This window comes from Leuconostoc sp. UCMA20149 (genome assembly GCF_030400235.1).
GTDB lineage: Bacteria > Bacillota > Bacilli > Lactobacillales > Lactobacillaceae > Leuconostoc > Leuconostoc pseudomesenteroides.
Genome location: NZ_VJYC01000001.1, coordinates 1 through 11,391, shown reverse-complemented (window position 1 = coordinate 11,391; position 11,391 = coordinate 1). Strand labels below are relative to the sequence as shown.

The following is an 11,391-nucleotide window of genomic DNA, read 5'->3' as shown; positions in this document are numbered from 1 at the left end:
TTACCAACGATAGTGTGCAAACGCACGGTTGGCTTCAGCCATTTTGTGCGTATCTTCGCGCTTCTTAACAGATGCACCAGTGTCATTGGCAGCATCCATAATTTCTTTGGCTAAACGCTCATCCATTGTGTGCTCGTTACGCAAACGTGAGTAGTTAACCAACCAACGAAGTCCCAAAGTCGTACGACGATCTGGACGAACTTCGATTGGCACTTGGTAGTTAGAACCACCAACACGGCGAGCTTTAACTTCCAATACTGGCATAATGTTTTCCATAGCTTGTTCGAAAACTTCCAATGGTTCATTGCCAGTTGCTTCCTTGATACGATCAAAAGCATCATACAAGATTGTTGAAGCTGTACCACGCTTACCATCAAGCATCAACTTGTTGATCAAACGTGAAACGAGTTTTGAATTGTAAATTGGGTCAGGCAAAACTTCCTGACGCTTAGTATAACCTTTACGTGGCATTAGTCAGTCTCCTTCTTACTTCTTTGGTGCCTTTGTACCATACTTTGAACGTGATGTCATACGACCATCAACACCCGCAGTATCCAAAGCACCACGGATAATGTGGTAACGTACACCAGGCAAATCCTTAACACGACCACCACGAATCAAAACAACTGAGTGTTCTTGCAAGTTATGACCGATACCTGGAATATATGCTGTTACTTCATACAAGTTTGAAAGACGCACACGGGCGTACTTACGCAAAGCTGAGTTAGGCTTCTTTGGTGTCATTGTACCAACACGTGTTGCGACACCACGCTTTTGTGGGGCAGCATTGTTAGTTGCTTTTTTCTTCATTGAATTGTAGCCAAAGTTCAAAGCAGGTGATTTTGACTTAGAAACCTTTGACTTACGTGGCTTACGAACCAATTGGTTAATTGTAGGCATGCTACAGTCTCCTTAAATTTTTCATTGATTTCACAGTTCCAGGTGTTTCATTTCTGTTTTCAAACAAAAATGCTCACCGGAAATCTGCTGACAGTTACCTTTACAGCGCCGTTCAGCACAGTGTGACGATGTCACAGAACAGATTACTTAAAAGCACGTTCAATATAATACCAGATTGAGCGATAAAGTCAAGTAGGTATTTACATTTTGTGAATAACTATTTGTTTTTTCGTACTATTCCACATGGAAAATATATTGATATTGATTTTTAATAGCATCATTGTTTCGTCAGTTATGTGTGTCAATGATCGCATCCAACATAATATTTCATTACTACATCCCAGATCGTTTTGCCTGATGTGTCATCATTTATTAAAGTGGTACGATCTCGTACCGTTTTTTTCGGCAGTTTTCACGTTTGCAAAATATCGCTATTGTCACAAACGTTTTGGTTGGCGCTATCCTGCATTAGAATTGACGTGCACACTGTTTGGCACCATTCTTTGGTATGCCTCGATCCTCCAATGGCTAATCGCAGTAGTACTACTGTTTTTATCCCTTGAAGACTGCGCGTCGCAGGCCATCCATAGCTACTTGATTATTCCGCTGTTATTGTACGCAATCCACCAACACCATGATCAATCGCACATTTTTCTAGCATTATTAATTGGACTGATCGCTTGCTATTTGGTTTATATACGGCACGCGTTAGGTCCCGGAGACATTCCAGTTTTATTGACACTCATTTTTTCAACCACCATGTTAACCTTTGTACTAGGCTTATTAATGGCTTGTTGTTTAGCCGCCCTCTTTTTAGCATTGTCATCACAAAAACGTTTACCATTTGTGCCTTTCCTAACCGTTGGTTGGCTACTTATTGGTGTCTTGATATAAAAAACACTTGAATTATCTTCAAGTGTTTAAACTATTAAGTTGCTGGCGATGTCGTTTTAAGTGGTTTCGTTGTAATTTTAATACTGCCATTCTTTGCGCCGATTGTAACGGCATCTTCAGTGGTAATATTACCTCGTAATAATTCTTCACTAAGTGCATCTTCAACACTTGTCTGAAGTGCACGGCGAATTGGACGGGCACCATATTCAGGATCAAAACCAGCACTGGCAACAACGTCAATGGCGGCGGGTGTCATTTTAATTGTAATCCCTTGTTCAGCAACACGTTGTAGCACTGAACGACTCATCAATTTTACAATTTCATGTAATTCTTGTTTAGTCAAGCTCTCGAAGACAATTGCTTCATCCAAGCGGTTGATAAATTCTGGCCTGAAAGTCTCTTTCAATGTTTCTCTAATTTTAGCTGCAACAGCTTCATGATCATTTTTCAAATCAACAGCACCAAAACCAACTGATTTTTCATCACGAAGACGTGTGGCACCTAAATTAGAAGTCATAATAATGATTGTATTACGAAAATCAACTTTTCGACCTTTAGAATCAGTCAAATAACCGTCATCAAAGACTTGCAACATCAAATTAAAGATGTCTTGATGGGCTTTTTCAGCCTCATCAAGCAAAACGACTGAATAAGGATGATTGCGTACTTTTTCAGTCAATTGTCCACCTTCATCATAACCAACATACCCAGGTGCAGAGCCGATTAATCGACTAGCTGACCAGCGTTCTTGATATTCGGACATATCGATACGAATGAGATTATCTTCGCTACCAAAAATAGCTTCGGCCAGCGCTTTAGCCAACTCCGTTTTACCCACACCAGTTGGGCCTAAGAACATGAAGGTTCCAATGGGGCGTGTCGGATCTTTCAATCCAGAACGCGCACGTCGAATAGCACGTGCAACTGCTGACACTGCAGCCTGTTGACCAACAACTCGTCGTCCTAGAACTTTTTCTAAATTAACTAGCCGCTGCTGATCATTTTTTTCTAACTGGGTTAACGGCACACCTGTTTGTTGAGAAATGACTTCCGCGATGTCTTGCGTTGTCACATGCAAATCATATTGCGCGCGCTCACCATTAACCATTGCTGCTTGTATTTTTGCCTCTTTTTTCGCTAGTTTTTTCTTGAGCTTCATTTCTTCGGTACGCAGTTGCGCTGCTTCTTCAAAGTTTAAAGCTTCAATAGCAGCATCTTTGTCAGCCTGAACTTGTTTAAGACGAGTGACTACTTTGTCATTAGCACCATTATTTTCTGTTGCCTCAATGCGAACTTTTGCGCCCGCTTCATCAATTAAATCAATTGCTTTATCAGGCAAAAAGCGATCACTAATGTACCGCGATGATAGCTTAACAGCGGCATTTATCGCGTCATCATCAATTTGCACTTGGTGATGCTCTTCAAATTTAGGTCGGATCCCATTCAATATAGCAATTGCATCTTCTTGCGTTGGTTCATCAACCGTCACTGAAGCAAAGCGCCGTTCTAATGCCGCGTCAGATTCGATATACTTTTGATACTCATCAAAGGTAGTTGCGCCTAATGTCTGTAATTCACCGCGCGCTAAAGCTGGTTTCAAAATATTTGACGCATCAATAGCACCTTCAGCACCACCAGCACCAATTAAAGTATGCAACTCATCAATGAATAAGATAACTTCGCCATCTTGATAGATTTCTTCGATTATTTTTTTTAAACGATCTTCAAACTCGCCACGATATTTGGTCCCAGCAACTAATGACCCCATGTCAAGCGCCATTAAACGCTTATGTGACAAATTTTCTGGTACTTCACCTGTGACAATTTTCTGAGCCAATCCTTCTGCAATTGCTGTCTTTCCAACACCTGGTTCACCAATCAAAACAGGATTATTCTTTGTACGTCGAGATAAAATTTGGACAACGCGGCGAACTTCTTTAGACCGCCCAATAACTGGATCCATTTTTTCATCACGCGCCATTTGTGTCAAATCACGCGCCAGACCATCTAACGTGGGTGTCCCAGCTGCTGCTTGCTGCTTCTCACGTTGTTTCATTTGTTTGCGAATATCTGTGACACCCAATTTTCGCAAGATCCCGCGACGTAAATCTTGCAAATTAGCATCTAAAGCCAACAAAATTCGTGAGGACAAGATACTTTCATCTTGCAGCAGCGCTAATAGAATATGTTCAGTTCCTACTTTGGGTTGTGCCAAAGCACGAGATTCTTCACCAGCTTGTCGTAAAATATCAGCTGCTTTTGGTGAATATGGTAAATAAACACCCTTTTCATAGCGGCTTGACATACCATAGCCAGTAAAGTGCTCAATTTCTTCACGGATATCATCATCTGTGACATTAAACTGTGTCAAAATTTTGCTGGCAATGCCCTCTTGTTCGATGGCTAAAGCTAGCAACAGATGTTCTGTGCCAACTGCTTGATGCTTAAAATATTTTGCCTGTTCTTGTGCCAAAGCCAGAACGTTTTGAGCACTCGGTGTATAGTTATTATCCATATATGCCTCCTTAAAATTCGGCTGTGTTTGTATAATATTGACTTATATTATAACCCAATTAGATGTTATTAGGAAATCATTTGTTTGTATCAGCGACATTTAATTACAATTCAAAATTCAAAAAGCCGAAACGACTGTTTCGACTTCATTAATTTGGGTTTTTTAGCGATAATTGCCACTGCAAATAGGCGTTGATGAAGGGATCCAAATCACCATCTAGAACCGCTTGCGGCTGATTAGTTTCATAGTTAGTCCGATGATCTTTAACCATTTGATAGGGGTGCAAAACGTAAGAACGTATTTGTGATCCCCAGCCATTTTCCATTTTTTCGCCAGTAAGCGCTGCTCGCTCGGCTTCTTTTTTCTCAAGCTCTAATTGATAAAGTTTACTTTTTAATAATCGCATGGCATAATCGCGGTTACCATATTGTGTCCGTTCAACTGTTGATGAAACAACAATACCCGTTGGTTCGTGTGTCAATCGCACACCCGTTGAAACCTTGTTGACGTTTTGGCCACCAGCACCACCCGAACGGAACACATCCATTTTGACATCGTCATCACGCACTTCCACTTCAATTGAGTCGTCCAATTCTGGCATGACATCAACCGATACGAAGCTCGTATGACGTCGCCCAGCACTATCAAAAGGTGAAATTCTAACAAAACGATGGACACCTTTTTCACTGCGTAAAAAACCGTATGCATTGTGTCCTGTCACTTTTATCGTAGCGCTATCAATACCAGCTTCGTCACCCGCATGGTAATCAAGCGTTTCCACTTGAAAATTATGTTGTTGCGCCCAACGAGTATACATACGATACAAATTAGCACCCCAGTCAGTTGATTCTGTTCCGCCAGATCCTGGATGAATTTCCAAAACGGCGTTATTAGCATCATAAGGTTCTGTCAATAATTGTTCCAAGTTGTAAGCATCAATATCTTGCTGTGCCTTTTCAATACCTTCAGAAAGTTCATTTTCTAAGTCTGTATCTTCAGGATCTTCAGCTAACATTTCCGTCAAAACTTCCAAATCCTCAACTTGACTAGTCAAATTCAAGAAGGAATCACGCCGATTTTTCAAAACATTATTTTCTTCAATGACTTTTTGCGCTTTATCATTGTCATCCCAAAAACCAGGCTCAGTCATACGATTTTCGTAGTCTGCAATTTCTTCCGTTAATGCCTCCAAGTCAAGACTATTACGGAAGCGCGTGATATTTTCTTGCATATCAGCAATCGCATGTTTGGCATCAATAATTTCCATAGTATTTCCTTTCAAAATAAAAACGAACAAAGTTCGCTTTTATTTGTCTATTAAGCACGTAAATTCTGGCGAATTTCAGCTTTCATGAAGGTACGCGTGGCATCATATTCGACGTCAGCGATCATTTTATTGAAATTAGCGTAAGCTTCATTTTGGTACTCAATCAAAGGATTTAATTGACCGTAGCCTCGTAAACCAACACCCTGACGCAGACGGTCCAATGAATCGATATGATCAGTCCAATGTTGATCGACCGCTCTCAAAATAACTACTTTTTCAAATTCTAACATTTGGGCGGGATCATAAAGTTGGGCTTGCTTTTCTTTATAATTATCTTTGGCTAGTCGCAGTAATTTCGCTTTGATATCGTCACGAGACAAGCCTTTCAACTGTTCAACCGTGAATGCATCTTCATGTCCTAAAGCATTACCAACAAAAGCAACGATTTGAGCCAACTCCCAAGTCTTGTCATCTTTAGATTTTGTTTGTGCATCAACAACTCGATTAATCGTTCGCTCGACCATAGGCATCAAAACCCATTCAAGCGACTTGGTTTCATCTATCACGATGTCTCGTTCGTGATAGACTAATTCACGTTGCTCACGCACAACATCATCATATTGTAATACGTTTTTACGTGTGTCATAGTTGTTTCCTTCAACACGCTTTTGAGCTGATTCAACAGATCGTGTAATCATACGATTTTTGATTACTGTGTCTTCTTCATCCAAATTAAGTCGTTGCATAAGCAAACGCACACGATCAGCACCGAATCGAACCATCAAGTCATCTTCCAATGATAAGAAAAACTGTGAGAAACCGCGGTCTCCTTGTCGACCAGCACGCCCACGTAACTGGTTATCAATTCGACGTGACTCATGGCGTTCAGTTGCAATAACTGCTAAACCACCTAGTTCTTCGACCCCAGGGCCCAATTTGATGTCAGTACCACGACCAGCCATGTTAGTCGCCACAGTTACAGCACCACGCTGACCAGCATTAGCAATGATTTCGGCTTCTTTGGCATTGTTTTTAGCGTTCAAAACATTATGTGGCACATTTTGCGCCATCAAAATTTTAGAAAGCAATTCTGATGCTTCAACTGAACCCGTACCAATTAAGATGGGTTGACCCTTTTCATGAAGTTCAACAATAAGCTTTACAACAGCATTATACTTGGCACGAACTGATGGATAAAGCAGATCTGGGTAATCCACACGTTGGATTGGGCGATTAGTCGGAATCGTAATCACTTCCATGTTGTAAATTTCACGTAATTCTTCTTCTTCAGTCTTAGCCGTTCCTGTCATACCTGACAATTTTTTATACATACGGAACAAATTCTGATACGTAATTTGTGCCATTGATTTGTTTTCTTCTTGAATTTCAACGCCTTCTTTGGCTTCGATTGCTTGATGCAAACCATCTGACAATCGTGTTCCCTCAGAGATACGACCAGTTGATTGGTCAATCAGCTTCACTTCACCATCCTGCACAACATAGTCTTTGTCGTTGATGTAGTTGAAATTAGCTCGCAAAGCTTGATCAATATGATGAGTCAAAGCAGTATCATTTGCATCATACAAATTATCCAAGTTGAAGAAAACTTCACCCTTGTGGATACCTTCATTGGTCAACATTGTTGCTTTAGCTTCTTCATCTACCTTGTAGTCTTCATCACGTTGCAAAGTTTTCACAAAACGATCTGCTCGAGCATACATTTGTGAAATACCTGATCCTGGGCCAGAAATAATCAAAGGTGTTCGCGCCGTATCGATCAAAATTGAATCAGCTTCATCAATCAAAGCAAAGTTCAAACCACGTTGCATCACGCGCTCTTCCGCTCGACGAACCATGTTATCACGCAAATAATCAAATCCAATGTTAAAGTTCGTTGAATAGGTAATATCGGCATCATAGGCGGCACGTTTTTCTTCAGCAGGCGCGTCACCAACGTTGACACCAACTGAAAGACCAAGCCAATTATAGAGTTGCCCCATCTGCTCCGCATCACGTGCTGACAAATAATCGTTAACAGTGACAACGTGAACCCCACGCCCTGGTAACGCATTCAAATAAACAGCCATTGTTGCTGTCAAGGTTTTACCTTCACCAGTGCGCATTTCGGCCAAGTTACCATCATGTAATACAGCCGATCCCATAATTTGTACTCGGAAAGGATAAAGACCCAAAACACGTTTGGCCCCTTCTCTAGCAACAGCAAATGCTTCAGGTAAAATTTCGTCAAGAACCTTTGCTAAGGCTTTGTTTTGTTTTTCCTTATTCTTGATACCATCTGTAGCTTTGTTGATGGTTTCCTTAAATTCACCTGTTTTAGCTTGTAAGGCCTCATCAGACATTTTTGACATTTGATCAGCATAACTTTCAACCTGATCAGCAATATTGTTTAATTTTTTGAGTTGTTTTTTTGAATTATCAACTAATTTACGTATTGGATTATTCATGTTATTTAGCGTGTCTTCAAGAAATTGACACGTTTCTCCTCTAAAACCTAAATTTGTGTGGTCTAGCGCACAATAGTCTACGTTCCATTATAACAAAAAAAGAGCCCAAAAAATAGACTCTTTTATGCTTAATAATGAGATTTTGCTTCGAGTTTTTCTTGACCACCCATGTAAGGACGCAAAACATCTGGAATCGTGACAGATCCGTCTTGATTCTGGTAGTTTTCTAAAATGGCTGCTACTGTTCTACCCACTGCAAGGCCTGAACCATTCAAAGTATGAACTAGCTGTAACTTGTTATTTTCATCACGGTATGTGATATGCATACGGCGTGCTTGAAAATCTTCTGTGTTTGAAACTGAAGAAATTTCACGGTACACATTTTGTTGTGGCATCCAAACTTCAACATCATAGGTTTTAGCGGCGGAGAAGCCCATGTCGCCAGTTGAAAGTAGAATAACGTGGTAAGGTAACGCTAATTTTTGCAAAATATTTTCCGCATTAGCTGTCATTGCTTCCAACTCGTCATATGACTGTTCAGGCTTAGTAAACTTAACCATCTCAACCTTGTTGAATTGGTGTAAACGAATTAATCCACGCGTATCCTTTCCAGCAGACCCAGCTTCTTTTCTAAATGAAGGTGACAACGCCGTAAATTTAATTGGCAAATCTTCTGCTGGCAGCGTTTCGCCGGAATAATAATTTGTTAAAGGTACTTCTGCTGTTGGAATATATGTTTGATCTAGGCCAGCTACCCGGTAAGCATCATCTTGAAACTTTGGATACTGACCGGTTCCAAACATCGCTGAATCATTGACTACAATTGGCGTAATCATTTCAGTGTAGCCTTCCTTACGATGTTCGTCTAGCATAAAATTATAGACAGCACGTTCTAAACGAGCGCCATCACCAACATAGTACAAGAAACGTGCACCTGAAACCTTTGCGCCACGTTCAAAATCAAGAATGCCAAGCGCTTCTCCAATATCGTAGTGAGCTTTCACCCAATCTGTTTTCACCAAGGCTTCAGGACGATTATCATAATGTGCAGGCGCCCACTTACGTTGTTCAACGTTGGCAGACTCATCTGGACCAACAGGCACTTCACTAGCCGCCAAATTAGGCAAGTGAGCAGCAATCTCATTTACTTGCTCATCTAATTCTGCTTGTTTGGCGTCTAACGCCTTTATATCGCTACCAACTTGTTGCATTTGAGCAATCGCGTCACTAGCATCTTCTTTTTGACGTTTTGCATAAGCAATTTTGTCAGAAACTTCATTTCGTTGCGCCTTCAAATTTTCAACACGTTGAATGGTATCGCGTCGTGCCTGATCTAATGTTAACAATTGATCAAGTGTTTCTGCTTCAACACCTCTATCACGCAATCTCTGCTTTGCTTCTTCACTATTTTTTCTCAAATAACGCATATCTAACATAATATTTCCTCATTCTTCCAAATAAAAAGCGTTCTCGTCTTGTTGTTAAACAAGGGACGAAAAACGCGATTCCGTGGTACCACCCAATTTCTATAACCTAAATTATAGCACTTCATTACCTTTAACGAGGGTACCGGGCAGCATTACCTGCCAAGCTAAGATTAATGGAGTTTCACGCTGTTATTTCTCATCAACCAATAACTTTCTTTGATGCGCTACTTATAATAATCACTAAGAACATTCTATCCTATTACAAATTAAAACACAAGGCAAAACAAAAGGAGGAAGCAAGTGTTACGTTACCATAACACTTGCTTCCCCTTTAACATGGGCCATCCAGGACTCGAACCTGGGACCTCTGCGTTATCAACACAGCGCTCTAACCAACTGAGCTAATGGCCCATATTTTGATGCTCTAACATCAAGCGAATGACGGGAATCGAACCCGCATAGCCAGCTTGGAAGGCTGGAATTCTACCATTGAACTACATTCGCAAGTAGTTCCTGTCGGAAGTCTCCTCCCTATGGCGCTGGACGGAATCGAACCGCCGACACATGCAGCTTCAATGCATTGCTCTACCAACTGAGCTACAGAGCCATCTCATTGTTCCCAATGAACGGTCACAGCGGGGCTCGAACCCGCGATCTCCTGCGTGACAGGCAGGCGTCCTAACCAGCTAGACCATGCGACCAATTGCGGGAGCAGGATTTGAACCTACGACCTTCGGGTTATGGGCCCGACGAGCTACCAGACTGCTCCATCCCGCGATAATTTTATTGCGACATCTTCATGCCTAAGGAGAATGTGGGATTCGAACCCACGCGCCGGTTTCCCGACCTGACGGTTTTCAAGACCGTTCCCTTCAGCCAGACTTGGGTAATTCTCCATTATCTTTACTTCGTCCTGCATGGACCATGTTGGACTCGAACCAACGACCGGACGGTTATGAGCCGTCTGCTCTAACCAACTGAGCTAATGGTCCTTTTTCGAGCCTATCGCGGCGGGGGGAATCGAACCCTCGACCTCTCGGGTATGAACCGAACGCTCTAGCCAGCTGAGCTACACCGCGATCCTCTTCGGCTAAGTTCCCTTAACCAATCGGGATGACAGGATTCGAACCTGCGACCCCCTGGTCCCAAACCAGGTGCTCTACCAAGCTGAGCTACATCCCGAAAAAGTCTTCCTGAGCTTTCGCCCTTCTGATACTTAAAAAAAGAGTTTGAATTCCTTCAACCTCTATGCACCTAGCAGGAGTCGAACCTGCAACCTCCTGATTCGTAGTCAGACGCTCTATCCAATTGCGCTATAGGTGCATATATGCCGGCGACCGGGATCGAACCGGTACGATATTTCTATCGCAGGATTTTAAGTCCTGTGCGTCTGCCTATTCCGCCACGCCGGCATAAAAGCGGAAGACGGGATTCGAACCCGCGACCCCCACCATGGCAAGGTGATGTTCTACCACTGAACTACTTCCGCATAATTCATGCCGACTAAAGGACTCGAACCTTCGACCCCCGCTTTACAAGAGCGGTGCTCTACCAACTGAGCTAAGTCGGCATCGCTTATCCCGACGTGCCGGTTTCTTTCTTGACCCTGAAGTCAATGGACGCTACAGGGATCGAACCTGTGACCCCCTGCTTGTAAGGCAGGTGCTCTCCCAGCTGAGCTAAGCGTCCATGATGGAGAGGAAGGGATTCGAACCCTCGAAACGTGTCGCCACGCTTACACGGTTTCCAACCGTGCTCCTTCGGCCAGACTCGGACACCTCTCCGTTTCTCCCTACTGCTCTCGTTCTTCTTATGTACGGCACCGCATCGTCCTATCCTCGCAGGAAGCGATCCTCCAACTACTTTCGGCGCTATAGAGCTTAACTTCTGTGTTCGGTATGGGAACAGGTGTGTCCTCTATGC

Annotated in this window: 7 protein-coding genes, 15 tRNA genes and 1 rRNA gene; 1 reads left to right on the top strand and 22 read right to left on the bottom strand. The window is 42.4% G+C overall.

The window, feature by feature from the left end:
* Complete coding sequence (gene rpsG / locus FF105_RS00115) at positions 1-471, bottom strand: 30S ribosomal protein S7 (RefSeq protein WP_004899475.1); 471 nt, start codon at positions 469-471, stop codon at positions 1-3.
* Between the two features lie 15 nt (positions 472-486).
* Positions 487-900, bottom strand: coding sequence for a 30S ribosomal protein S12 (rpsL, locus tag FF105_RS00110; RefSeq protein ID WP_004911305.1), 414 nt, complete (start codon positions 898-900; stop codon positions 487-489).
* 243 nt (positions 901-1,143) lie between these two features.
* Between rpsL and FF105_RS00105 the strand changes: the two genes are divergently transcribed.
* Entirely contained in the window at positions 1,144-1,794 is a 651-nt protein-coding gene (locus FF105_RS00105) for a prepilin peptidase (RefSeq protein WP_010275974.1), read from the top strand.
* 34 nt (positions 1,795-1,828) lie between these two features.
* On the opposite strand, the gene FF105_RS00100 is transcribed toward FF105_RS00105, so the two are convergent.
* The 20 genes from FF105_RS00100 to rrf form a co-directional block, all read right to left on the bottom strand.
* Positions 1,829-4,309, bottom strand: a complete 2,481-nt coding sequence (locus FF105_RS00100) for an ATP-dependent Clp protease ATP-binding subunit (protein ID WP_010275971.1) — start codon at positions 4,307-4,309, stop codon at positions 1,829-1,831.
* Positions 4,310-4,457: 148 nt separating this feature from the next.
* The gene (prfB, locus tag FF105_RS00095; protein WP_010275969.1) at positions 4,458-5,576 is read right to left on the bottom strand and encodes a peptide chain release factor 2; all 1,119 of its coding nucleotides are present in this window, start codon (positions 5,574-5,576) and stop codon (positions 4,458-4,460) included.
* 50 nt (positions 5,577-5,626) lie between these two features.
* Entirely contained in the window at positions 5,627-8,041 is a 2,415-nt protein-coding gene (gene secA / locus FF105_RS00090; RefSeq protein ID WP_010275967.1) for a preprotein translocase subunit SecA, read from the bottom strand.
* Positions 8,042-8,169: 128 nt separating this feature from the next.
* Positions 8,170-9,477: a serine--tRNA ligase gene (gene serS / locus FF105_RS00085; protein WP_010275963.1), complete on the bottom strand. Its 1,308-nt coding sequence runs from the start codon at positions 9,475-9,477 to the stop codon at positions 8,170-8,172.
* A gap of 328 nt (positions 9,478-9,805) precedes the next feature.
* Positions 9,806-9,879: transfer RNA gene (locus FF105_RS00080), tRNA-Ile, on the bottom strand.
* Between the two features lie 22 nt (positions 9,880-9,901).
* Positions 9,902-9,972: transfer RNA gene (locus FF105_RS00075), tRNA-Gly, on the bottom strand.
* Between the two features lie 30 nt (positions 9,973-10,002).
* Positions 10,003-10,075: transfer RNA gene (locus tag FF105_RS00070), tRNA-Phe, on the bottom strand.
* Between the two features lie 20 nt (positions 10,076-10,095).
* Positions 10,096-10,169, bottom strand: a tRNA-Asp gene (locus tag FF105_RS00065).
* Positions 10,170-10,171: 2 nt separating this feature from the next.
* Positions 10,172-10,245: transfer RNA gene (locus FF105_RS00060), tRNA-Met, on the bottom strand.
* A 29-nt stretch (positions 10,246-10,274) separates the two neighbouring features.
* Positions 10,275-10,364 (bottom strand) — tRNA-Ser (locus FF105_RS00055).
* 22 nt (positions 10,365-10,386) lie between these two features.
* Positions 10,387-10,460, bottom strand: a tRNA-Ile gene (locus FF105_RS00050).
* A 13-nt stretch (positions 10,461-10,473) separates the two neighbouring features.
* Positions 10,474-10,547 (bottom strand) — tRNA-Met (locus FF105_RS00045).
* Positions 10,548-10,576: 29 nt separating this feature from the next.
* Positions 10,577-10,650 (bottom strand) — tRNA-Pro (locus tag FF105_RS00040).
* Positions 10,651-10,717: 67 nt separating this feature from the next.
* Positions 10,718-10,791: transfer RNA gene (locus tag FF105_RS00035), tRNA-Arg, on the bottom strand.
* A gap of 5 nt (positions 10,792-10,796) precedes the next feature.
* Positions 10,797-10,880 (bottom strand) — tRNA-Leu (locus tag FF105_RS00030).
* A 5-nt stretch (positions 10,881-10,885) separates the two neighbouring features.
* Positions 10,886-10,957 (bottom strand) — tRNA-Gly (locus FF105_RS00025).
* 8 nt (positions 10,958-10,965) lie between these two features.
* Positions 10,966-11,038: transfer RNA gene (locus FF105_RS00020), tRNA-Thr, on the bottom strand.
* 46 nt (positions 11,039-11,084) lie between these two features.
* Positions 11,085-11,157: transfer RNA gene (locus FF105_RS00015), tRNA-Val, on the bottom strand.
* Between the two features lie 4 nt (positions 11,158-11,161).
* A tRNA-Ser gene (locus FF105_RS00010) sits at positions 11,162-11,252 on the bottom strand.
* Positions 11,253-11,287: 35 nt separating this feature from the next.
* Positions 11,288-11,391, bottom strand: a 5S ribosomal RNA gene (gene rrf, locus FF105_RS00005); the annotation flags it as partial.

Bases quoted from the DNA above. Each gene is read 5' to 3' on its own strand.
- rpsG (WP_004899475.1), bottom strand. From the start codon at position 471: ATGCCACGTAAAGGTTATACTAAGCGTCAGGAAGTTTTGCCTGACCCA.
- rpsL (WP_004911305.1), bottom strand. From the start codon at position 900: ATGCCTACAATTAACCAATTGGTTCGTAAGCCACGTAAGTCAAAGGTT.
- FF105_RS00105 (WP_010275974.1), top strand. From the start codon at position 1,144: ATGGAAAATATATTGATATTGATTTTTAATAGCATCATTGTTTCGTCA.
- FF105_RS00100 (WP_010275971.1), bottom strand. From the start codon at position 4,309: ATGGATAATAACTATACACCGAGTGCTCAAAACGTTCTGGCTTTGGCA.
- prfB (WP_010275969.1), bottom strand. From the start codon at position 5,576: ATGGAAATTATTGATGCCAAACATGCGATTGCTGATATGCAAGAAAAT.
- secA (WP_010275967.1), bottom strand. From the start codon at position 8,041: ATGAATAATCCAATACGTAAATTAGTTGATAATTCAAAAAAACAACTC.
- serS (WP_010275963.1), bottom strand. From the start codon at position 9,477: ATGTTAGATATGCGTTATTTGAGAAAAAATAGTGAAGAAGCAAAGCAG.